This is a genomic window from Caloramator sp. CAR-1, from assembly GCF_030546345.1.
Taxonomy (GTDB): Bacteria; Bacillota; Clostridia; order Clostridiales; family Caloramatoraceae; genus Caloramator; species Caloramator australicus.
The window spans coordinates 59,240-82,500 of sequence record NZ_JAUONW010000009.1 but is presented as its reverse complement, the minus strand read 5'-3'; the positions used below and the strand labels follow the sequence as shown (position 1 = coordinate 82,500).

Annotated in this window: 26 protein-coding genes and 1 pseudogene (1 of these 27 cut by a window edge); 23 read left to right on the top strand and 4 right to left on the bottom strand. The window is 31.2% G+C overall.

The features are described from left to right. Together Q3V94_RS03085 and Q3V94_RS03080 are read left to right on the top strand one after the other, a co-directional pair. Nucleotides 1-1,640 carry the 3' portion of a methyl-accepting chemotaxis protein gene (locus Q3V94_RS03085; protein WP_303525069.1) on the top strand. Its footprint begins 22 nt before the window's first position, so 1,640 of the gene's 1,662 nt are visible here — the last part of the coding sequence; its start codon lies beyond the left edge, outside the window; its stop codon occupies nt 1,638-1,640. Nucleotides 1,641-1,758: 118 nt separating this feature from the next. Beyond that, nucleotides 1,759-2,421, top strand: coding sequence for a hypothetical protein (locus Q3V94_RS03080; protein ID WP_303525068.1), 663 nt, complete (start codon nt 1,759-1,761; stop codon nt 2,419-2,421). Nucleotides 2,422-2,471: 50 nt separating this feature from the next. Here the strand turns inward: Q3V94_RS03080 and Q3V94_RS03075 are convergent, their stop codons facing one another. Then, nucleotides 2,472-3,257 carry a LysM peptidoglycan-binding domain-containing protein gene (locus tag Q3V94_RS03075; RefSeq protein ID WP_303525066.1) on the bottom strand — a complete coding sequence of 262 codons (786 nt, stop codon included), beginning with the start codon at nt 3,255-3,257 and terminating at the stop codon, nt 2,472-2,474. A 196-nt stretch (nt 3,258-3,453) separates the two neighbouring features. Here Q3V94_RS03075 and Q3V94_RS03070 point away from each other — a divergent pair, with 196 nt between their 5' ends. From Q3V94_RS03070 to Q3V94_RS03020, 11 genes are all read left to right on the top strand, one after another. Beyond that, nucleotides 3,454-4,140: a TVP38/TMEM64 family protein gene (locus Q3V94_RS03070; protein WP_303525064.1), complete on the top strand. Its 687-nt coding sequence runs from the start codon at nt 3,454-3,456 to the stop codon at nt 4,138-4,140. Next, nucleotides 4,124-5,356: an ABC transporter substrate-binding protein gene (locus tag Q3V94_RS03065; protein WP_303525062.1), complete on the top strand. Its 1,233-nt coding sequence runs from the start codon at nt 4,124-4,126 to the stop codon at nt 5,354-5,356. The genes Q3V94_RS03070 and Q3V94_RS03065 overlap by 17 nt, the downstream gene beginning before the upstream one ends. Continuing rightward, nucleotides 5,349-6,215: an ABC transporter permease gene (locus Q3V94_RS03060; RefSeq protein WP_303525061.1), complete on the top strand. Its 867-nt coding sequence runs from the start codon at nt 5,349-5,351 to the stop codon at nt 6,213-6,215. The genes Q3V94_RS03065 and Q3V94_RS03060 overlap by 8 nt, the downstream gene beginning before the upstream one ends. 13 nt (nt 6,216-6,228) lie before the next feature. Beyond that, nucleotides 6,229-7,023, top strand: coding sequence for an ABC transporter permease (locus Q3V94_RS03055; RefSeq protein ID WP_303525060.1), 795 nt, complete (start codon nt 6,229-6,231; stop codon nt 7,021-7,023). A gap of 12 nt (nt 7,024-7,035) precedes the next feature. Further along, complete coding sequence (locus Q3V94_RS03050) at nt 7,036-8,061, top strand: ABC transporter ATP-binding protein (protein WP_303525058.1); 1,026 nt, start codon at nt 7,036-7,038, stop codon at nt 8,059-8,061. Between the two features lies 1 nt (nt 8,062). Then, the gene (locus tag Q3V94_RS03045; RefSeq protein WP_303525056.1) at nt 8,063-8,647 is read left to right on the top strand and encodes a CDP-alcohol phosphatidyltransferase family protein; all 585 of its coding nucleotides are present in this window, start codon (nt 8,063-8,065) and stop codon (nt 8,645-8,647) included. Between the two features lie 18 nt (nt 8,648-8,665). Beyond that, entirely contained in the window at nt 8,666-9,040 is a 375-nt protein-coding gene (gene mgsA, locus Q3V94_RS03040; RefSeq protein ID WP_303525054.1) for a methylglyoxal synthase, read from the top strand. Nucleotides 9,041-9,221: 181 nt separating this feature from the next. Next, nucleotides 9,222-9,791 carry a CD3072 family TudS-related putative desulfidase gene (locus Q3V94_RS03035; RefSeq protein WP_303525053.1) on the top strand — a complete coding sequence of 190 codons (570 nt, stop codon included), beginning with the start codon at nt 9,222-9,224 and terminating at the stop codon, nt 9,789-9,791. Nucleotides 9,792-9,890: 99 nt separating this feature from the next. After that, nucleotides 9,891-10,454, top strand: a complete 564-nt coding sequence (locus Q3V94_RS03030) for a CD3073 family putative ECF transporter S component (RefSeq protein ID WP_303525052.1) — start codon at nt 9,891-9,893, stop codon at nt 10,452-10,454. A 211-nt stretch (nt 10,455-10,665) separates the two neighbouring features. Continuing rightward, nucleotides 10,666-11,127: a TspO/MBR family protein gene (locus Q3V94_RS03025; RefSeq protein ID WP_303525050.1), complete on the top strand. Its 462-nt coding sequence runs from the start codon at nt 10,666-10,668 to the stop codon at nt 11,125-11,127. A 27-nt stretch (nt 11,128-11,154) separates the two neighbouring features. Next, nucleotides 11,155-11,892: an SIMPL domain-containing protein gene (locus Q3V94_RS03020; RefSeq protein ID WP_303525049.1), complete on the top strand. Its 738-nt coding sequence runs from the start codon at nt 11,155-11,157 to the stop codon at nt 11,890-11,892. Between the two features lie 30 nt (nt 11,893-11,922). On the opposite strand, the gene pdaA is transcribed toward Q3V94_RS03020, so the two are convergent. Continuing rightward, nucleotides 11,923-12,855, bottom strand: a complete 933-nt coding sequence (gene pdaA, locus Q3V94_RS03015; protein ID WP_303525047.1) for a delta-lactam-biosynthetic de-N-acetylase — start codon at nt 12,853-12,855, stop codon at nt 11,923-11,925. On the opposite strand from pdaA, the pseudogene Q3V94_RS13655 reads away from it, so the two are divergent. Next, a pseudogene (locus tag Q3V94_RS13655) lies at nt 12,833-13,827 on the top strand (DegV family protein). The gene pdaA and the pseudogene Q3V94_RS13655 overlap by 23 nt on opposite strands. 149 nt (nt 13,828-13,976) lie before the next feature. Here Q3V94_RS13655 and Q3V94_RS03000 read toward each other — a convergent pair. Further along, nucleotides 13,977-14,099, bottom strand: coding sequence for a hypothetical protein (locus tag Q3V94_RS03000; protein WP_303525044.1), 123 nt, complete (start codon nt 14,097-14,099; stop codon nt 13,977-13,979). A gap of 209 nt (nt 14,100-14,308) precedes the next feature. Between Q3V94_RS03000 and Q3V94_RS02995 the strand changes: the two genes are divergently transcribed. From Q3V94_RS02995 to Q3V94_RS02980, 4 genes are all read left to right on the top strand, one after another. Further along, nucleotides 14,309-14,830 carry a peroxiredoxin gene (locus tag Q3V94_RS02995; RefSeq protein WP_303525042.1) on the top strand — a complete coding sequence of 174 codons (522 nt, stop codon included), beginning with the start codon at nt 14,309-14,311 and terminating at the stop codon, nt 14,828-14,830. A 101-nt stretch (nt 14,831-14,931) separates the two neighbouring features. Beyond that, nucleotides 14,932-15,933 (top strand): energy-coupling factor ABC transporter permease, encoded by a 1,002-nt coding sequence (locus Q3V94_RS02990; protein WP_303525041.1) that lies wholly within the window; start codon nt 14,932-14,934, stop codon nt 15,931-15,933. Between the two features lie 14 nt (nt 15,934-15,947). Continuing rightward, complete coding sequence (locus Q3V94_RS02985; RefSeq protein WP_303525039.1) at nt 15,948-16,724, top strand: energy-coupling factor transporter transmembrane protein EcfT; 777 nt, start codon at nt 15,948-15,950, stop codon at nt 16,722-16,724. Next, nucleotides 16,721-17,467, top strand: coding sequence for an energy-coupling factor ABC transporter ATP-binding protein (locus Q3V94_RS02980; protein ID WP_303525037.1), 747 nt, complete (start codon nt 16,721-16,723; stop codon nt 17,465-17,467). The genes Q3V94_RS02985 and Q3V94_RS02980 overlap by 4 nt, the downstream gene beginning before the upstream one ends. On the opposite strand, the gene pgmB is transcribed toward Q3V94_RS02980, so the two are convergent. Further along, complete coding sequence (pgmB, locus tag Q3V94_RS02975) at nt 17,464-18,108, bottom strand: beta-phosphoglucomutase (RefSeq protein ID WP_303525035.1); 645 nt, start codon at nt 18,106-18,108, stop codon at nt 17,464-17,466. The two genes, Q3V94_RS02980 and pgmB, sit on opposite strands and share 4 nt — an antisense overlap. A gap of 208 nt (nt 18,109-18,316) precedes the next feature. On the opposite strand from pgmB, the gene Q3V94_RS02970 reads away from it, so the two are divergent. The 5 genes from Q3V94_RS02970 to Q3V94_RS02950 are packed head-to-tail and all read left to right on the top strand — an operon-like array spanning nt 18,317 to nt 23,248. Further along, nucleotides 18,317-20,599 (top strand): glycoside hydrolase family 65 protein, encoded by a 2,283-nt coding sequence (locus Q3V94_RS02970; protein WP_303525033.1) that lies wholly within the window; start codon nt 18,317-18,319, stop codon nt 20,597-20,599. Between the two features lie 33 nt (nt 20,600-20,632). After that, nucleotides 20,633-21,649: a LacI family DNA-binding transcriptional regulator gene (locus tag Q3V94_RS02965; RefSeq protein ID WP_303525031.1), complete on the top strand. Its 1,017-nt coding sequence runs from the start codon at nt 20,633-20,635 to the stop codon at nt 21,647-21,649. 43 nt (nt 21,650-21,692) lie between these two features. After that, on the top strand, nt 21,693-21,920 hold the full coding sequence (locus Q3V94_RS02960; protein ID WP_303525030.1) for a carbohydrate ABC transporter permease: 228 nt from the start codon (nt 21,693-21,695) through the stop codon (nt 21,918-21,920). A gap of 40 nt (nt 21,921-21,960) precedes the next feature. Further along, a complete protein-coding gene (locus tag Q3V94_RS02955; protein WP_303525028.1) occupies nt 21,961-22,416 on the top strand; it encodes a carbohydrate ABC transporter permease in 456 nt (151 codons plus the stop codon). A gap of 10 nt (nt 22,417-22,426) precedes the next feature. Then, on the top strand, nt 22,427-23,248 hold the full coding sequence (locus Q3V94_RS02950) for a carbohydrate ABC transporter permease (RefSeq protein ID WP_303525027.1): 822 nt from the start codon (nt 22,427-22,429) through the stop codon (nt 23,246-23,248). The last annotated feature ends 13 nt before the right edge of the window (nt 23,249-23,261 follow it).

Below are 23,261 nucleotides of genomic sequence, written 5' to 3'. Positions count from 1 at the left end.
ATAATAAAAAAACAAAGGAAGTAATTAATAACAGTAAAAATAAAGACCAATTTGTTATCGATAATTTTACTACGTCTTACTTGGATTCGTTAAATAGGCTTATAGTTGGAGTAGATAGTTTGCTTATTGATATGAAAAATATTGCAGAAAAAACAAATCAATTAAATACTAATTCTGATCAAGACATTGAAAGGTTGAACATAACAAAATTATATATAAATGATATGTATAATAAGTTAACTGACACGTTAGAATTATCTAAGTCTGTATTAGAAAAATGTGAAATTGTAGGCAATGAGGCTGATAAAAGAAAAAATGAGATAAACAGATCTATAAGCAAATATGAAAACGTAAAATCAACAGTTAAAGATGCTTATGATGCTATGAAGGAATTACAAAATAGGATTATCAAAGTTGAATCTCTTATAAATTTAATTCAAGAAATTGCCGATCAAACTAATTTGCTTGCATTAAATGCCTCTATAGAAGCTGCCCGAGCTGGTGAACACGGAAAAGGATTTGCAATTGTAGCAAATGAAGTTAAAAAGTTATCTCAAAAAACATCAAATTTTACGAATGAAATATCCAATACAATAAAGGAAATAATAAAAGAATCTTTAAATACATCCAAGGCGATTCAAAATACTGTTGAAGTAATAGAAGAACAGGCAAAGCTGATGGAAGATACGTCGTTAACTATAAATTCAATTATAGATACTATGGTTTCAACAAATAAAGCTATAATTCAACTAACAAAAGCCAATAGTGAGTCATTTGACGTGTTTGAGAAGGTAAGTGCTTATTCACAGGAGATATTAAGTTCAATTGAACAAAACATTATATCTATTAAGGGCATCGATGAGTCAATCCAAAAAGAGAATAAGTTAGTGAATGACTTAACTGGAATTATGCAAGAGCTAAAATCATCAATAGTCGAGCTTTTTAGTGTCATTGAAAAAGAGGAAAATGAATTAATAGTCGTTACTGAAGAATATCCTCCTTTTGTTATTAATGATAAAGATATGGGAATTGATATGGAAATTTTAAAAGAAATATTTGAAAGAAGAAATAATATAAAGCTTAAGGTATTTTTTGCTCCTTTTGATACGTGTATAGAACTTATTAAACGTGGACAAGCTGATCTTATTTCTACATTATCTTACACTAAAGAAAGAGAGGAATTCATTGATTTTTCAAAACCCTATAGAGATGAAAGTAAATACATCTTATTAAAGTCAAAAAATTCATCGATTCATTTTAATTCTTATTCTGACTTAAGAGGCAAAAGAATAGGAATTATTACAAGTTATACTTACCCGAATAAATTCATTAAAGACAATGCTATTATGAAAGAAGGCAATTCAAAACTTGAACCTTTACTTGAAAAGCTATTTATACGACAAATAGATGCTATATTGATTAATCAGTATATAGGTGAATATTTTATAAAAGTTCATAGTATTGATGATAAAATTGATGTTTCTTCTTATGTTCTGGAAGCAGAGGAAAAATTTGATGCAAGAATGGGTTTTAGCAAAGCAAAAAATTTAAAGCATTATGTGGATATTTTTAACAATGAATTACAGAAAATAACAACCGATGGAACTTTAGAAAAAATTCAGTTGAAGTATAAAAAATAATAATATAAAAATTAAGAGGACTTTAAAAAGTCCTTTTTTATAATATATAGATGTTGAATAAATTGAATAATATTTATAAAATTAATGCAATAATATATTTAAGATGGGTGATGATTGTATGCGGATAATAAAAAACTTTGTTTTCTGCTTAGATAAATCCCAAATACTAAGCATAGTTGAAACATATTTACCTTATGGTGATAAAGAACTGAGAGGAAAGATATTTGATGAATTAATAGATTTATTAAAATTATCTGTTGAACCTGTAGGTTTTTTTAGTATTGGGGATAAAACATCTGAATATAATTTTGAAACTTTAAAACAATCGGAAAAACTAGTTTATTGTTTAATAACTTTGGGAGGAAAGATCACTGAAAAAATAGATTTATTGTTTAGTGAAAATAATTTTGAAGAAGCTATAATTTTAGATGTCATGGCAAGTTCTTTGCTTTTTGAATATAACAGTCAAATGTATGATTATTTATATGATTATTTTGTTAAAAAAGGTTATGGAATCACTTGCAGAATAGCTCCGGGAGATGGTGAAATTCCTATGGAATATCAAGGGGATATTATCAATAAATTAGCAGGGATAGAAAAATATAATATATCCTTAAAAAAAGGTTATGTCATCTATCCGCCTAAATCTTTGGCTTATATTCATGGTATAGGTAAAAATTTAAATAAAGATAAGCATCTTTATTCCTGCAGAGAATGTCCAAATATAAATTGTAGTATTAGAATAGTGAAAGAAAAGGCAAGGGGAATCTTTAAAAAATAAGCACTTTATTGAATGTATTTAAAGACATTCAATAAAGTGCATAGTGAAACTTATTTTAATACACCTGATAATATAGGCCTTCCTGTTTGACCTGTTTTTGAGTTGCTTGGAATTACATATATTTGATCACCTACAGATAATAGTGGAAAAAGTGTTATGCTTCCTATCCATAAACTAAAAAATTGACTTGGACATCGGCTAAGTGAAAATCCATATCCTCCAATTCCAGGAATTCCTACAAAACCATCGTATCCATCGAAATCTCCAAGGCTTGAAGGCGAAGGCAAATTAATACCTGCTATTGTAAGTTGATGTTCGTTGGGAGGAATTTTCTGAACCATTGCACTTCCCAAAACTATTGTCATTGCTGGATTTACAGGATTTAAAATTGTGCAGCTTGGAAATTTGAGGGGAACAGGGACGCAAAGGACGTCACCTGGGAATATAACATTTGGATCAGGTATATGAAGATTATTTACTACAATTAAATCAACAGGAACTCCAATGCCCTGTGCAATTTTGCTAACAGTATCTCCAACCTTTACGGTATAACGATTAAATCCTAAAGGGCAGCTTTCTGGAATTCTTGGTTCACCGGGTTTTGGTTGAACAGGAACGCATAAAACATCTCCTGGGAAAATTTTATCTGGGTCTTGTATATGAGGATTTTCAGCGATTAAAAAATCTACAGTTACGTTAAAACGCTTAGCGATTTTTTCTATTGTATCTCCAGCAACTACTGTATATCTTTGGAATCCCATACGACATCTTTCAGGAATTTGAGCACGTATATTATTAATATTTTTGTTATTTTGATAAGATTCATTCTTTTTCAAAATATCACCATGAAAACATATTAATTCTATTTTATTATATGTAGCTTGAAATATATTGTTCGTAAAAATATATTTAATATGATGATTTAACAAAGAATATTTATTATAAATTTCTATAGTTAATTTTTACCACTAAATTGAAAAGCAAAATTATTTTGATAAAATTATAGTTATGAAAAAAGATAGGAGGATTATTGTGAATAAAAGGATATTTAAATTGATTTTGTTAATTATATTAATAATTATTTTTTATTTTTTATATTCTTCAGGCCTAGTTGATTCTATTAGGGATATACATAAACTAAAAAAACTAATAAAGGATACTGGAGGATTTGGATATTTAATGTATATTTTAATATATGTTTTGGCAGCGGTGTTTTCACTTCCAGCAAGCGTTATAACGATGGGTGGGGGAATTTTGTTTGGACCAATAAAAGGTGCTATATTGGCACTTACAGGTGCAACGCTTGGTGCTTCAACAGCCTTTTTAATTGCAAGGTATTTGATGAGGGATTTTATAACCAAAAAATTTTGCAATAATCCTATTTTTATAAAAATAGAAAGGGGATTTGAGAAAAGCGGAAGGGATTTTCTTATTTTAACAAGACTAGTTCCGATTTTCCCTTATAATTTGCAAAACTATGCCTATGGAATTACTAATATAAAATTTTCAACTTATACAATAATTTCATTTATAACGATGGCACCCGGAGCTTTTATATATGCGTATATGGCAGGAGATATTGTGCAAAATGGTTTTAATAAGACTGTTTTTTTAAAATTATTTGTTGCAGGGACAATTTTGTTTATTATTTCCCAAATTCCAAAACTTTTAGTAAATAAAAAGGGATTAGATTTAGGAGGAGATGATTTTGAAGCATAAAAAAACGATTGCTATTTTATTAGTTTTAACTGTTTTGTTTACAGGATGTTTAACAAAAAATAAAGAGGAAAACATTTTAGATAAAAGCTGGGATGATATATTAAAAATTGCAAAGGGAACTACTGTAACCTTTTACGGATGGGGAGGAGATGAAAATATTAATAGATGGTTAGACGGTATAGTTGCAAAGGAACTTAAGGAAAAATATGATATAACATTAGAGAGGGTTCCTATGCTTCCTAATGAATATTTACCCAAACTTTTAAATGAAAAGCAATTAAATAGCAAAGGAACTATAGATATCGTGTGGATTAACGGTGAAAACTTTTATACTGCCAAAAGAAATGGGCTTTTGTTTGGACCCTTCACTGAGAAATTGCCAAATTTTAATTCATATATAGATAAAACATCTACTGATATTTTGTATGATTTTGGATATCCCGTTGAGGGTTATGAGGCACCCTATGGAAGAGCGCAAATGGTATTTATTGCGGATTCTAAAAAGATAGATTTTTTACCGAAAGACCATAAAGAATTATTAAAACTTGCAAAAAAATATCCAGGTAAAATTACATATCCGGATGTTACTGATTTTACAGGAAGTGCTTTTGTCAGAAATATAGTTTGTGATATAGTAGGGCATGAGGCTTTATCAAATGTTGAACCGGATAAGGAAAAGGTTAAAGAAATTATAAAACCTGCATTGGATTATCTAAAGGAGTTAAAACCCTATCTTTGGAGGCATGGAAAAACTTACCCTGCTTCGATTGCTCAACTTGATAATATGTTTGCAGATGGAGAAGTATATTTAACCATGAATTATGCACCATTTCATGCTAAAGTTAAAATGGAGGAGGGCACTTTTCCCAAAACGACGATATCATTTGTTTTTAATAATGGAACGATTGGCAATACCCATTTTCTTGCAGTTCCATTTAATGCACCAAATAAGGCAGGTGCATTAGTTGTGATTAACTATCTCTTATCACCTAAGGCCCAAGCTTCAAAATATGATCCTAAGGTTTGGGGGGATCTACCTGTTGTTGATTATAGATTGATGGATGAAAAGGAAAGGAGATTATTTGATGATATAATTATTGGAAAAGGCGTCATATCAAAGGATGAGCTTTTAGAACATAGAATCCCAGAGGTTAGGGCTGAGCTTGTTCCAATTTTAGAAGAACTTTGGAGGGAAGTTGTATTGGAAAATGAATAAATCAATTAAGAAATTATACCCATATATTTTGCTATTGCCAGTTTTGATATTTATTATTGGCATTTTTATATTTGGTATTATCACTAGCCTTCTACAAAGTTTTGGATATTTTCCTGCAGCAGGTCTTTACACATTTACTTTAAAATATTTTAGAGAAATTATTAAAAATCCTAATTTTATAAATTCCTTGAAATTTAGTTTGCATATATCCTTTGTTTCTTCTTTTTTTGCAGTTTTATTTGGAGTTTTACTAGCTTATTTTTTATTAAAAAATAAAAAGAAAATTTATGAAATATATAAGTTACCTATAATCGTTCCACATACAGTTGCTGCCCTTTTGATGTTTATTTTATTTACACAAAGCGGTTGGATACCAAGACTATTATACAACTTAGGATTAATTAACAGCATGATGGACTTTGATTGGTTTTTGTTTGATCCTAAAGGAATTGGTATAATAATTGCATATACATGGAAGGGACTACCCTTTATAACTTTAATAACTTACGATACGTTGAAAAAAACAGATGTAAAATATTCAAAGGTTGCAGCCAATTTAGGAGCATCTCCTTTACAAATATATTTAAAAATATTGCTGCCGATAACCTTGCCAACTATCCTTTTGGGATTTTTAATGCTTTTCACCTTTTCACTTGGGGCCTTTGAAATACCTTATCTATTAGGACCATCTTCACCTAAAGCCTTACCAGTAATGGCTTATATTTTTTACAAAAGTATTGATTTATATGACAGACCTTATGCAATGGCCATAAATATGTTTATTACTTTTTTAGCACTTATAATGGCAATTATTTATATATTTATGCAAAGGCTTGTTCAAAAATATAATAAGCTTTAGAGAGTGTGTTAATATGAAAATAAAAGGATTATTAACAGGTTTAATTGTTACTTTTTTGCTCTTGCCAATTATAATTATGCTTTTTTGGAGTATATCATCATCTTGGCCTTGGCCTAGGATTTTGCCTCAGGATTTTACTTTAAGGGCATATTTCTATATTTTTGATGGTTCTACTAAAATGTTTAAAATACTTTTGAATAGCGTGTTTTTATCATTTGTTGTAACTGTTTTAACCCTTTTAATCAGTGTTCCAGCAGCAAGAGCCCTTGCATTTTATAATTTCAAAGGCAAGAATCTTATAAAAATATTAATTTTTCTTCCTTTAATTATTCCTGTCCTTCCATCAGCATTAGGCATCCACTTAATTTTTGCTCGAGTCGGATTAGCAAATACCAATTTAGGTGTGATTCTAATCCATATTGTTTTAGGTTTACCTTATGGAGTTAAAATATTGACGAATGTGTTTGAATTTAATGGAAACGGTCTTGAACTTCAAGCAAGGACTTTAGGGGCATCTTCCTTTCAAGTTTTTAGATATATTACTATTCCTTTAATTAAATTTGGGCTTGTGGTATCAGGGAGCATAATTTTTATTATTTCATTTACACAATATTTTGTAACATTTTTAATAGGAGGAGGTAGGGTTATTACATATTCGATGTTGTTATTTCCATTTTTAGAGTCGGGAGATAGGACCGTGGCTTCTGCTTTAAGCGTAATATTTGTTTTATGTATTTTAGTGGTTTTGAAAATAACTGAAATAATCTTAGGAAGGTTTTATGAAATAAAAAACGAATACTTAATGTAAAGTGAGGGAATTATGGCAAAAGTTCAACTGATTAGGATAAAAAAATCCTTTGGAGGGAAGACTGTTTTAAATGATGTGAATTTAACCATCAATGAAGGTGAATTTGTAGCTTTACTGGGTCCGAGCGGTTCCGGCAAAACTACGCTTTTACATGGCATTGCAGGAATTATTCCCTTTGATGAGGGGAATATTTACTTCGATGGGCAACTGATGGACTTTGTCCCTATAGAAAAAAGAAATGCTGTGTTAGTTGACCAAAATATATTGTTATTTCCCCACATGACGGTTTACGAAAACATATCTTTTGGATTAAAAATTAGAAAAATAGGCAAAAAAGAAATTAAAAATAAAGTAGAAAAATTTTTAGATATGATGGAACTTTATGGGCATGAGAATAAATATCCTCATGAATTATCAGGAGGACAAAAACAAAGGGTTGCATTAGCCAGGGCTCTGATTGTAGAACCGAAGGTTCTTTTACTGGATGAGCCATTTTCAAAGTTAGATATAGTTTTAAGAAAAAGTTTACAAGAATTTATAAGGGAAATACAAAGAAAGCTTAATATCACAACAATATTAGTTACCCATGATAAGGAAGAGGCTCTTTCTTTAGCGGATAGAATAGCAGTTTTAATTGAAGGGGAAATAAAACAATACGATATCCCAAAAAATATATATGAAAAACCTGTATCAATTGAAGTTGCAGATTTTTTTGGTAAGACAAATTATTTTAAAGGCAAAATTAAAAATGGGAATTTTATAACAGATATAGGCACCTTTAATGTTAATTCCCCTGATAAATCTAAAGTAACATTAATGCTAAGACCTGAGCAGATAATTATTTGTGATGAAAATGAGTCTAATGTTAAAGGGAAAATAATTAAAAGGACTTATTTAGGTGATAAAGTTAATTATTTAATCGTTGTTAAGGGACAAGTAATTTATGTATCTACATTTACGGATAAAAACTTTAATGTGGATGAGGATGTATATTTTTATTTGGATTTTAACAAGGCAGCGTATCTTGAGGAGGACTAATATGCTAGACACAAGAGCAAGAAAATTTGTTCAGCCTTTATTTGATAGAGGGGCAAATTTTTTTATAAACTTAAACTTTAATGCAAACGGAGTAACTATATTGGCTTTTTTAATAGGACTATTTCCTTCAATCATAATTTCATTTGAATTGTCTAAAGCATTGGCGGTAATAGCCTTATGGCTCTCAGGCTTTTTAGATGCTGTAGATGGAACTTTAGCAAGGAAAACAAAGTCTTCATCGAACTTTGGAACGCTGATGGATATCGTATTTGATCGATTAGTTGAAATTTCATTGATTATTTCATTAGCAATTAAATATTCAAAAAATCCTTATTCTTTTTTAATTTTAGCCTGCAGCATAATTTTATCAATGACTATATTTTTAACTGTTGGGGCTGTGTCGGAAAAAAAGGGGGAGAAGAGTTTTTATTATCAGGCTGGCCTTATGGAAAGAACTGAAGGATTTATTATGTTTACTTTAATGATTGTTTTTAATAAGCATGTTGATTCAATAGCGTTAATATTTGCCCTTTTGATATTTTATACGGCTATTCAAAGATTTAAAGAGGCATATGATAAATTATAACAAAGGAGTGACGGTTAAATGAAAATCGCATTAATTGCACATGACAAGAAAAAAGATGATATAGTGAACTTTGTTAAAAAATATATAGATGTCTTTTCAAAACATGAGTTATATGCAACTGGAACAACAGGAATGTTGATTGCAGAAGCTACTGGACTTAATGTCCACAGGTTTTTATCAGGACCATATGGCGGTGATCAGCAAATTGGAGGGCTAGTTGCTCAAGGGGATATAGATATGGTTATATTCTTAAGGGACCCCTTAACAGCTCAACCTCATGAACCAGATGTTACAGCACTTTTAAGAATTTGCGATGTTCATGATGTCCCCCTTGCTACAAATCTAGGCACAGCGGAATTGTTTTTAAAATATTTAAAGGCAAGTAATGAATAAGAAAGAGTTACTTAAACTATTTATTTTTATCGCTTCTTCAATTTTACCAGAAGGTATTTCTTAAATTTTTACTCAATTAGATTAAAAAAGGGGGCTTTGATTACCATGCCGTGGACATTTTTATTTCCTTCTAAGTTAGTTTATGAGCTTTTAAGGTGATTTTGAGAGGGGGATGGAGACAGTGAATAGATCTAGAAAAATAATAATTTTAAGCCATTGTATGTTAAATGCAAATTCTAAAGTCGAGGGCCTTGCAATTTATAAAGGAGCACAAAACAGTTTAATTAGTTTTTTAATAGAGGAGGGATATGGAATAATTCAACTGCCATGTCCGGAAATCACTTTATATGGAATTAAAAGATGGGGGCATGTTAAGGAACAATTTGATACTCCATATTTTAGGGAACATTGTAGAAACATTTTCATGCCATATCTAAATCAGATAATGGATTATGTTAAGAATGGTTATCAAATTCATGGTTTAATTGGTATAGACGGTAGTCCAAGTTGTGGAGTAAACAAAACCTGCTCCTCAACAAAATGGGGTGGAGAAGTCGGGGAAGAGTTTGGAATAAATGAAAAGATTAAAGATTTAAAAATAATTCAAGGGAAAGGTGTTTTTATTGAAGAAATAGAAAATTTATTAATCCAAAAAGGGACAAATATAAAGCTTTTAGGCTTAGATGAGGAAAATTTATCAAGTCAAAATGCAATAATTGAGTTTTTAAAAAAAAATGTAATTTATAATTAAAATAATATAATCAATTTTAATTGATATTATCAATTTAACATTAGCCCCTCATGGTGTTACAATAACTGTGTAATTAACTAAATGATGGGAGGGGCTAAAATGCAAAATAGGAAAACTTTTATCTTAATATTAAGTGCCCTTGCTATAGCACTTAATATAGTTCTAGGAACAGTTGTAGGGATGCTAAACATACCGCTTATATTTCTAGACACAATTGGAACAATATTTATTGCTGCTTTAGCAGGACCATGGTATGGAGCTGTCGTTGGTGCTGTAACTAACATAATTCAAGGCATGTTAACTAATCCTAAAGATATACCGTTTTTATTAGTAAATGTTGCTGTTGGTATTATAGTAGGTTTCATAGCTAATAAATATAAGTTTGATATTAAAACTGCAATTATTACAGGACTTATTTTATCAGTTATTTGTCCACTTATAGGAACTCCAATAGCTGTCTGGATTTACGGAGGAATTACTGGTTCAGGAAATGACTTTATATTTGCTTGGCTAAGACAAACAGGGCATTCTATATTTACTTCAGCATTCATCCCTAGAATTACTGGTAATATAATAGATAAAGTGGTTTCTTGCGTTTTAGTTTCGATATTACTATCAAAGATGCCAATTGAATATAAGAATAAGGTAAGTTCGAGTATTTAACGATAAAGGGTAGGTGTTTTGAAATACCTACCCTTTAAATTTATAAAAAATATATTACCAAATATTAACATATAATTAATATTAATTCTAATATTTATCTGATAAAATTAAATATAGATAAGAAAAGTTATAAATTTGTATTTCCTACGGGAATATTTGTAATGAAAGTATACCATTAATGAAGGTTTATTATTTTTTAAGGAGGGATTATGTGAATTATAAAAAATTGATTTTCAGTCTTGCTGTTCCTTTACTTGTAGGCGGAATATCAGTTTTAATAACACGAAATTCTATAGAAGCTTTTGAAAGTCTAATTAAACCTCCATTTGCACCGCCGGCTTGGATCTTTGGACCTGTATGGACAGTTCTTTATTTGCTTATGGGGATATCTCTTTATAGAGTTTTAAAAGAGAAGGATAGCGATATACAAAAAGCCTTAATTCTTTTTGGAGTCCAGCTATTTTTAAATTTTATATGGTCGCCGGTATTTTTTATTTTTAATTTACGTTTATTAGCATTTATAATAATACTCATCCTAATCGTCTTTGTAATCCTTACAGCAAAAAATTTTTATAAAGTCGATAAACTATCAGGTCTGCTTTTTATTCCATATATTATTTGGCTAGTATTTGCATCCATTTTAAATCTTTCTATATACTTGCTTAATAGATAAATAATAATTAACAAGGAGGAAAATGTTTTGGATAGAAAATATTTAACCTATTTAGGTATAGCCTTTATAATTTCAATATCGTTAGTTATATCATCGCTATTCATTTCGAACGGCATCGCCAGCATAAAACAAAAACAAAATACTATTACTGTAACGGGTTCTGCTAAAAAACAGATAAAATCAGATCTTATAAAATGGACAGGAAGTTTTTCTGCCCAGGCAAAGGATTTAAAGGATGCTTATAGGGTTTTAAAGGATAGCCAAGACAAGGTAAGGGAATATCTTTTATCTAAAGGAATAAACGAAAAAGATTTAATCTTTTCTTCTATTGTTACGATGACAAATTATGAGATATTGCCTAACGGAATGCAATCAACAAAAATAGAAGGTTATAGATTATCACAAACAATAGAGATAACTTCAAATGACGTGGATGGACTGACTAAAATATCAAGGGAAGCTACAGAACTTATAAATTTAGGAGTTCAGTTTGAATCCTATCCTCCCCAATATTATTACACAAAAATTGCTGATTTAAAGGTGGATATGTTAGGACTTGCAACTAAGGATGCAATGCAAAGGGCAGAACAAATTGCAAAAAATACAGGCATTAAAATAGGTAAGTTAAAATCAGCAAAAATGGGCGTTTTTCAAATAACAGCACCTTATTCTACAGAAGTATCCGATTATGGAATATTCGATACTATGTCAATAAACAAAGAGATAACTGCTGTTGTTAATTGTGAATTCGAGATAAAGGATTGAGAAAGTAGGCACTTTATATTGATAAAGTGCCTACTTTAGTTCTGTCAATGGCTTAAACTCATATCCTAATTCTCGAAGCTTATCGATTATGGTTTCTAATGCTTCGGTATTGCTTTTTGATACAGCATGAAGGAGCATTATTTCACCGTTGTGGTATCTATTCATAATTCTTTCAATTGTTACCTCAACCGGTGGCTGCTCATTAACAAGCCAATCCTTGTGGGCAAAGCTCCAAAATATAGTTTTATATCCTAATTTTTGAGTATAATAAAGGGATCTTTCGCTAAATTTACCCATAGGTGGTCTGAAAAACTTTGGCATTTCCTGACCAGTAACCTCTTTAAAGGCTAATTCAGTATCTTCGAATTCTTTTTTAAATTTATTAAAGTCTGTAGCCTTAGATGGCATTGATGGATGGGTTGAACTATGGTTACCGACTATATGTCCCTCTTCAACCATTCTTTTTATAAGTTCTTTGTTTTGATTGATATATGGCCTTGTGACGAAAAATGCAGCCTTTACGTTTTTCTTTTTAAGGATATCTAAAATTTGAGAGGTATAACCATTTTCGTAGCCTTCATCAAAGGTAAGGTAAATTTCTTTATTTGTTGTATCTCCAAGGTAATAGGCACCATATTTTTTAAACATCTCTTGCATTGACTTTGGAATTTCGGGTGGCATATGATTTCTGCTGGGTGAAAGTCCGAAATCATATTCTTTATTGTCAATTATTTCATCATCATTTTTCTTTAATGTTTCTAAATCTTTTATATCTTCTGATGAGGGCTCAACGTTATCATTATTTGTTTTATTTTCTATTATGTTTTTTCTTTCCTTTTCTATTTTTTTATTTTCTTCATTTATACTTGGTAGTTTTTGTGTGTTTTTTGTTATATCTAAGGGCTTGTTTTTACAAGATGCTAAAATAATTCCTACAAGTATGACTATAATAAATCTTCTCATTTGTTTTCCCCTTCCTTTGCTTTTAAGTTTATTTTGCACCAAATCACATATAATTATCAATAGGATAAATATAGTAATTATATTTAGTTTAATGGCATTACATGGTATAATCAATTATAATGAAAATTTGTTTTGGGGAGAGATATTAATGATAAAAATAGTTACTGATAGTGCTGCTGACCTTCCGAAGGAGTTAATAAAAAAATATAATATTAATGTTGTTCCTTTGACGGTTAAAATAGATGGAGTAGAATATAGAGAAGGGGTTGATATATCTAATGAGGAATTCCAAATAAAAATGTTAAATTCAAAGGAACTTCCAAAGACATCCCAACCATCACCAGCAATTTTTAGTAATATATTTAAAAAACTTTCTCAAGAAGGACATGTTCTATGTCTTACTTTATCATCAAAATTGAGTGGAACCTTTCAATCTGCAAATATTGCTAAAAGTATTTGTGAATTAGACGTAGAAATTTTTGACACCTTAGCCGGTTCATTAGGGCAAGGGCTTCAGGTGTTGAAGGCGGCAGAGCTTGCTTCAAAAGGTTTCTCAGTTTCTGAGATTATAGAAAGACTTAAGGATTATAGGAAAGAAATGAATATACTCATTTTACTTGATACGTTAGAAATATAGTAAAGGGTGGACGACTTACTAAATTTCAAGGGTCAATAGCAAAATTATTAGATATTAAGGTATTGCTTCATGGAGTCGAAGGAGCAGTAGAACTTTTGGAAAAGGTGAGGGGAAGAAAAAAATTTTTACAAAGGGTAATAGATGTTATTGGAGAAAGGTGTAGCGATTTTTCAGATAAAATATTTGGCATTACACATGTTGATAATGAAGAGGATGCATTATTTTTAAAACAAGCTATTATGGAAAAATATAAACCAAAAGATGTTATTATCAATTATATGGGCTCAACTATGGGGACCTATGCTGGAAAAGGCGGAATTATAATTTCATTTTAAAAACTCCACCAGTTAAATGGTGGAGTTTTTTTATCTAGCCCTTGTTTTTTCTTTGTTTCTAAATAAAGTTCCGATGTAAATCGTTAAGGGAATAGCGATAACGTGGAGTATAATCCAATAAGTCCATCCCATTCTTGGAGTATACATATTTATACCTCCCTGTTTCTTTCTCTATTGATCATTGAACTTCCTATATAAAAGAGTAGAGGTATAGCGATAATATGGATTAAAAGCCACCAACCCCAACCAATTGTTGGTGTAATGTTTGTCATATTTACACCTCCAAATACTTTATTTCTTTTACTTATTATTAACAAAATTTATACAAATATTCCTTTTTTAAAAGTTTCATAAAATTCGATATATTTAAAAATTATTTTTTTAAAAAAGGGAAAAATATACTTGTAAAATAAAATAAATCGATATATAATATTAATAGAAAATAATTATTGATTAATATATATTATAAGGAGGAAAAATTATGGAAAGAATAGTAGGTAAAAAAGCTCCAAATTTTGAAATGAAGGCAGTTAGCGGTGATGGTCAAGAATTTATAAAGGTTAAACTCGACGACTACAGGGGTAAATGGCTTGTTATGTTCTTCTATCCACTTGATTTTACTTTTGTTTGTCCAACAGAAATTACAGGTTACAGCAAAAGGGTAGATGAATTTAAAAAACTAAATGCAGAGCTTCTTGCAGTAAGCACCGACAGTGAATATTCACATCAAGCTTGGATTAAGGGTGACCTTGGGAAGATTAATTTTCCGCTTGCTTCTGATTTTACAAAGACAGTATCAAGAGACTTTGGAGTGCTTGTAGAAGAAGAAGGGTTAGCACTAAGAGGATTATTTATAATCGATCCTGAAGGAAATGTTAGATATTCTGTTATCCACGATTTGAATATAGGAAGAAGCGTTGATGAAACGTTAAGAGTTCTTGCAGCACTGCAAACTGGAGGACTTTGTCCAATTGATTGGCATCCTGGTGAAGAAACTCTATAAAAGTATTGACTTTAAGCTGATCATGTGATAAATTAAAATTAGAAAAGCCCACGAAGGGTTTAACCTTCGTGGGCTTATTTTTATGTTAAGGAGGGATTTTTATGCATATGTCGGATGCTTTGATTTCGCCCTTGGTTGGAGGCAGCATGATAATTGCAACATCAGCTGTTACTGGTTACTCTATTAAAAAAATAAAATACGAATATGATGATAAAAGAGTTTCTCTTATGGGAGTGATGGGTGCCTTTGTATTTGCCGCACAGATGATTAATTTTACAATACCAGGGACAGGCTCCTCTGGACATTTAGGTGGAGGATTGTTATTATCTATATTATTAGGTCCATATGCAGGATTTTTAACTATGGCAACAATACTTTTGATTCAGGCTCTTTTGTTTGCTGATGGAGGCCTTTTAGCATACGGTTGCAATGTGTTTAATTTGGGGTTTTATTCAGCATTTATAGCATATCCTTTTATTTATAAAAAGATAATTTCTAAGGGATATTCTAAAAAGAACATATTTACTGCATCAATATTATCTGCAATTGTAAGTTTACAACTTGGAGCTTTTAGCGTAGTTATCCAAACGGTATTGTCAGGAAAAACAGAACTCCCATTTACAACTTTTCTTTTACTTATGCAGCCTATACATCTTGCGATTGGGATAGTAGAGGGATTAATAACAGCCTTTGTTGTAAGCTATGTTTATAATGTTCAACCTGAAATTCTTGAAGGCAATGAAAAGGCTGAAAAGGAAAAGTTAAATTATAAAAAGATTTTTGTATCCTTTATCTTAATAACTGCATTAACAGGTGGTGTATTATCCTGGTATGCTTCCAGCTATCCAGATGGATTAGAATGGTCCATATTAAAAACAACAGGAAAGGAAGACTTAGAAGCAAAAAGCTCTGTTCATGAGTATTTTGGAAAGCTTCAAGAAAAAGTTTCAATAATGCCGGATTATAATTTTAAAAATGCTCAAGAAAATTTAGACGAAAAAATTGGAACAAGCATATCGGGAATTTTAGGAAGTGCAGCAACATTAGGAGTAATTTTGTTAATAGGCTATGTAGTAAAGCGTTTTAAAAAAATAAATAACTAATAAATGGTGATAACATGTCTAAATTAAATTATTCATTAAGACAAATAAGGTTTTTAGATGAATGTTCAGTGGGAAATAGTGTTATTCACAGGTTAAACCCTATTGTAAAGATTATAGTAACTTTAATATTTATAGTTTGCGTTGTGTCTTTAGAAAGTTTTGAAGTTAGAAGGCTAGTTCCCTTCTTTTTATATCCTGTAATAATTATTTCTTTATCGGATATCCCTGTTACCCCACTTTTGAAAAGGACAATTATTGCATTACCTTTTATATTAGGGGTAGGTATATTTAACCTTTTAATTGAAAGGAATTTTCATGGAGTATTAATTTTTTTAAGTTTATCAATAAAATCTATTTTAACGATTTTATCTTCTCTTCTTTTGATTGCAACGACGGGGATGGACAACATAGCAAAAGGATTATTAGCTTTAAAAGTTCCTAAAATATTTGTTTTACAGCTTATTATGACGTATAAATATATTATGATTTTTACTGAGGAGATAATTACTATAGCTAACGCCTATGAGCTAAGGGCAACTGATAAAGATATATCTATAAATTATGCGGGAAGTATTTTAGGGAGATTTTTTATTAGGGTTTACGATAGAGCGAAGAATATTTACGACGCAATGATCCTAAGGGGATTCAATGGAGAATTTAATATAGGTGGAAAAATAAGTTTTACTAGGAAGGATATTGTATTTTTGATGTTTTGGATTATTTATTTTATAATCGTAAAGTTTTATGATGTTGTTAAATTGTTTGAGCTAATTTTAGGAGTGATGATATGAGTCACCATATGATTGAGATTAAAAATGTATGCTTTAGATACCCACAAGGAAATGAAGTGATAAAAGATGTAAGTTTTAGAATTATCCATGGTGAATCAGTAGGACTAATAGGGGCCAATGGCGCTGGTAAATCCACCCTTTTAATGCTTTTATCTGGACTTTTAGTGCCTAATGATGGTGATATAATAATTGGCGAAACTAAGCTTACTAAAAATACGATAAAATACATAAGACAAAGGATAGGTTATTGTTTTCAAAATCCAGATGACCAGCTTTTTATGAATACAGTTTACGACGATGTTGCTTTTGGCCCTAGAAATTTTGGAATTGATGAGTTAGAGGTTGAAAAAAGAGTTAATAAAGCTCTTGAAAGGGTAGGTGCATTGCATCTTAAAGAAAAATTTAGTTATAAGCTGTCTGGAGGAGAAAAAAGGATGGTTTCAATAGCAACCGTTCTTTCAATGGAACCGGATATTTTATTAATGGACGAGCCGTCATCTTTTTTAGATCCTGGGGCAAGAAGAAAATTAATACATGTTTTAAATTCGTTTGAACACACCAAAATAATAGCTACCCACGATTTAGACTTAGTTTTAGAGACTTGTAAAAGAACTATACTTTTAAAGAATGGGGAAGTAGTTTTTGATGGTAATACAAAAGATGTGTTGACAGATAAAAAACTTCTTGAAGAATGCGGCCTTGAACTACCGCTATGTCTTCAAAACATAAAGGCACTCGATTAGAGTGCCTTTAATATATCAACCGATACATTCTTAAATCCCTCTATTACCATATCAGCATCCTTTAAGATCTCCTTTGAACCAACACCAATGACCTTCATATTGGCTCTTCTTGCAGCTTCAATTCCTGCAATGGCGTCTTCAAAAACAATGCATTCTTCAGGCTTTAAATTAAGTTCTTCTGCACCCTTTAAAAATACCTCGGGATCAGGTTTTGCCTTTGTTACTTTATTTCCATCGATTATAGCATCAAAGTATTGCTTTAAATTAGTGTTTTCAAGTATTATCATTGCATTTTTACTAACAGAACCTAAAGCAATTTTATATCCGCTTTCCTTAAGCTTAGACAAAAATTCTTTGACTCCAGGGAGAATTTCAGATTCATCCATTTTTGATATGTATTCTACATACCAATTATTCTTTTTTTCAGCTAGCTTTAATTTAGTATCTTCATCGAAGGATAATTTGCCTATCTCAAGAAGAATCTCAAGGGACTTCATTCTGCTAACTCCCTTAAGCCTTTCGTTGTCATGTTCAGTAAATTCAAATCCCAATTCATTTGCAAGCCTTTTCCAAGCAAGATAGTGGTATTTTGCTGTATCAACAACAACTCCATCTAAATCAAATATGCACCCTTTAATCATGTTTGTCCTCCTTTCTGAAAACCATGTTTTAATTATACCAAAAACGTTTTTGGCAATAAACAATAAAATTAACGAAATAAATAATAATTTTGTATAAAAATTTAAGATTTTGTGATATTAATAAGAAAATTAAGTATTGAATTTAATTTCTGACTATTTTATAATAAAATTAACAAAAACGTTTACGAAAATTTTAGGAGGTAAGGGGATGCATTCGCTTTGGGAAATCAAGTTAGAAAAATATGATAATAGTCAAAACAGAAAATACGAAACTATTTTTACCCTTGCTAATGGTTATAGGGGATTAAGAGGAGTTCAGGACTTTTCAAAGAAAGGAGAATGTGGAAACTTTATTGCTGGAGTTTTTGATAAAAACGATGCACAGGTCACCGAGATTGTTAACTGCCAAAACCCATTAGTATTTAATATATACTTTGATAACGAGCCGGTTGATATAGATAGTTGCGAAGTTTTAGAGTTTGAAAGAAGCCTAAACATGAAGGAAGGAATTTTATATTCTAAATATCTTCTAAAGCTTCAAAGTGGACGAATAGTAAGGATTGAAACTGAAAGATTTGTCAGCAGAAACAATGTTCACAGATGGGCAGCAAAATATAAAATTACGCCTGTTAATTTTGCATCTAAAATGTTTATTGAAAACATAATCGATGGCACTGTAACAAATAGCTCTTTAGATCCATTCCTAAAGACAAAACATTTTGAAGTTGAAGAAATTTTGGATTTACAACCAGGTATAGCATTAAAGAGTATCACAATTGATAACAAAATACAAATTATTGAAGCGTCTACTTTATTTTCAGAAAATAATTCAGAAAACATATTTACAAGAAGAAAGTTTGGCAGATTTGGCGAAGTTGCAAGGGAAATATATGAAAGTTTTGTAAAGGAAGGAAAAGAATATATAATAATTAAATACGGTGTAACTTATACATCAAGGGATACGAAAGAGGAAATAACAAATATTGCAAAGGATGAGCTTTTTAAATTTATTAAAGAGGGCTATGAATTTGAAAAGGACAAGCATATTAAATATTGGGATAATCTATGGAATAAAATCGACATACAAATAAAGGGCGATGATGCAGCACAGAGAGGATTAAGATTTAACCTATTCCAATTATCTTCATCAGCCTACGATGGTGATGATAGAATTAGCATTGCAGCAAAGGCCCTTCATGGTGAAGGATATAAAGGACATGTTTTTTGGGATACCGAAATATTTATGCTCCCCTTCTTTATATACACCAATCCAAAGGTTGCAAGGGCATTGCTAATGTATAGATACAATACACTAGACGGTGCAAGAAAAAATGCAGCATTAAATGGTTACAAGGGTGCGCAATTTCCTTGGGAGTCGGCAGATGATGGACTTGAGGTTACTCCAAAATGGGGATTTGACTATGATGGAAACCCAATAAGAATATGGACAGGAGAAGAGGAATTCCATATAAATGCAGATATTGCATTTGCGATTTGGGAATATTATAGAGCAACAAAGGATAAAGAGTTTATGAATAATTATGGTATAGAAATAATTTTAGATACAGCAAAATTCTGGAACAGCAGACTTGAATACAACAAAGAAAAAAATAGATATGAGATAAATAAAGTAATAGGACCTGATGAATTCCATGAACATGTCAATAATAATGTATATACAAACTATTTTGCAAGATGGAATATGATAAAAGCACTTCAAATAGTTGAAATGTTAAGGTCAGAAAATCCAGTTTTATTTAACAAACTATGTAATAAACTGGGGTTATCAAATGCTGACTTTGAGGAATGGAAAAAGAAGATAGAATTAATATACATTCCAATGGCAAAGGACGGGAAACTAATTGAGCAGTTTGAGGGCTATTTTGGCCTTTTAGACATTCCAATTACTGAATACGATGAAAATGGAATGCCAAAGTGGCCAGACCTTAAGGGGCATAAACTTCACGATACACAACTTATAAAACAACCCGATGTTGTTATGCTTATGCTTCTTCTTGGTGATGAGTTTGACTTGGAAAGCAAGAAGATAAACTATGAATACTACGAAAAAAGAACAATGCATAAATCCTCATTAAGTCCATCTATGTATTCGATAATGGGGCTTGTTGTTGGTGATACCCACAATTCATATAAATACTTTATGAAAACAGTATATACTGACCTTGAAGATAATCAAGGAAATGCAGCATTAGGGCTTCATGCTGCATCAACAGGAGGCTCATGGCAGAGCGCTGTATTTGGGTTTGGTGGATTGAGCATAGATCATGATGAAGTCCTAAACTTTAATCCATGGATACCAGAAAATTGGGAAGAATTTTCCTATAAGATTAATTGGAGAGGATCTATTATAAAGGTAACTGTTAAAAAGGATAAAATAGAAATACTTTCAGACAGGGATAATGAAGTAAAGGTTTATGGCAAAAATTATATTTTAAAAGAAAACGAATTGCTTGAAGTTCCTAGAAACTAAATCAAAATGGTGCTTGCAGAAGGAGGGATATTAATGGAAAAAAATGTAACAATTAAAGATGTTGCTAAAAAAGCCGGTGTTTCTGTAAGCACCGTTTCAAGGGCCTTTAACAACTATAGCGACATTAATCCTGAAACAAGAGAATACATTTTAAAAGTTGCAGATGAATTAGGATATAAGCCTAATCTCATAGCTAAAAGTTTAAGTTCAAATAAGAACTTTAGACTTGGTATGCTTGTTGAGGATTACGATCAAACAGGTATGTTAAACCCGCTTGTATTTCAAATGCTAATGGCCTTTAAAAATGCTGCAGATAGGCAGGGCTTTGAAACAGTCCTTTTATCAACAAGCAGCGATATGCAAAAATCTCAAACATTATCGAAATTATATCAAGAAAAACAAATAGATGGCGCTTTTATTATGGGGTTAAAGCTAACTGACGAGTATTATAAGGAATTAAGTGAATTTCAATATCCATGTGTCCTTTATGATATATATATAAATAATCCAACTGTAGGATGTGTAGGAGTAGATAATGTTAAAGGCGCCTTTATGGCAGTTGAACATCTTATAAAACTTGGTCACAAAAGAGTAGCGATGATAAATGGACATAAGGATGCCTTTGTAAGTTTTGAAAGGCTTGATGGTTACTTTTTAGCATTGAATAGATATAATATTCCGATTGATAAAGAACTTATAGTTTACGCAGACTTTTCAGATAGAGGAGGAGAAAGGGCAGCCGAAGAGCTAATTAAAACTCATAAGGACATAACGGCAATATTTTGTGCAAGCGATCTTATGGCAATAGGAGCAATGAATGCACTAAATAATTTAGGTTATTCTGTCCCAGATGATATTTCAATAGTTGGATTTGACGATTTGTATCTTGCACAGCTAACCAATCCAAAGCTAACTACAATAAAGCAAGATACAGCCACAATAGGGGAATCGGCAGCGAACATACTAATCAACATGATTTCAGGTCAAAGGATTGGAAGGGTAATTATTCAGCCTGAATTGATAATTAGGGAATCTACAAAGAATATTTAAGTTTATTGATATTGTTAGCATGTTTGAGGAACCGTGGGTGGGCTTGTCAAATTATATTAATGCATTTCAAGATTCAACTTTTCTTAGGGCCCTATTAAACACTACTTTATATTCATTAGGGGTTGTTCCAATTCAGCTTTTTATTGCCCTTGTTTTAGCTCTTATTGTTGATTCAAATATTAAAGGTAAAACTTTCTTTAGAGTAGCATATTATATTCCTACCGTTACATCGACCGTTGCGGTTTCTGTAATGTTCTTGTTTATATTTTAAAACCGACGGAATTTTAAATAAAATATTAAAATTTTTCCATTTGCCGCCATATAACTGGTTTGGCGATCCAAGGCTTGCACTCCCAACGATTATGATGATGGCAATTTGGTCTTCAGTTGGTCTTTATATGGTTATTTTCCTCGCAGGTCTTCAGGATATTCCGTCGTCATTATATGAAGCTGCAAGAATAGATGGTGCAAGTAAAATACAAGAGGTTTTATATATTACTGTTCCACTTTTAAAGCCTACTATCTTCTTTAACTTAGTTGTATCCCTTATTGGAACATTCCAGGTTTTCGACCAGGCCTTTGTCGTATCTAATGGAACAGGAGGACCGCTTGATTCAACGATGACGGTTGTTCTTTATCTATATAATACAGGTTTTAGAGATTTCCAAATGGGATATGCAAGTGCAATTGCGTTTATATTATTTGCAATAATATTTATTCTAACTCTTATTCAAAGAAAGTTCTTTGGCGAGGAAACTGAGTTTTAGGGGTGATTTGATGCAAAAGGGTTTTAAAATATCGAAGGTGATATTCTACTTAGTGTTAATAGGATACGCGATAATATGTCTTGGCCCATTTTTATGGAGCTTTATTACCTCCTTTAAGCCTACCAGCGAAATCAATAATTTTAACATAAATTTCAAAACCCTCTCAGCAAAAAATTATATATTTTTGTGGAAGGAATTTCCTTTTGCAAGATGGGTATTTAATAGCATATATGTTGCCCTTATAGTTACTCTTGGGAATATACTTTTTAACTCTATGGCGGGCTATGCTCTTGCAAGGATTAATTTTCCAGGAAAGAAAGCTTTGTTTTTGGCAATCCTTGGAATGATGATGGTGCCGGGACAGGTTGTAATGGTGCCAACATTTATCCTTTTATCCAAACTAGGCTGGGTTAACACTTATAAAGGACTTACTCTACCATTTTTAACAAGCCTTTTTGGAATATTTTTAATGAGGCAGTTTTTTACAACAATTCCTAAAGCCATTGAGGAGTCTGCGATGATAGATGGACTTAGCCGTTTTGGAATATTCTTTAGAATAGTTCTGCCCCTTGCAAGACCAGCCCTTTCAACCCAATTTATTTTAATGTTTACGGGGAATTGGAATAGCTTTCTTTGGCCAAGCCTTTTAGCCCAATCTGAAGAGATGTATACGCTTCCAGTTGGACTTAACTCCTTCTATGGACAATATTACCAATTCTGGGATCAGGTATTAGCAGGGGTTATGATACTATCGATTCCATCGATATTGATATTTTTAATCTTCCAAAAGAATTTTATAAAGGGTATAGCAACTACAGGATTAAAGGAATGAGGCTGATCAATCA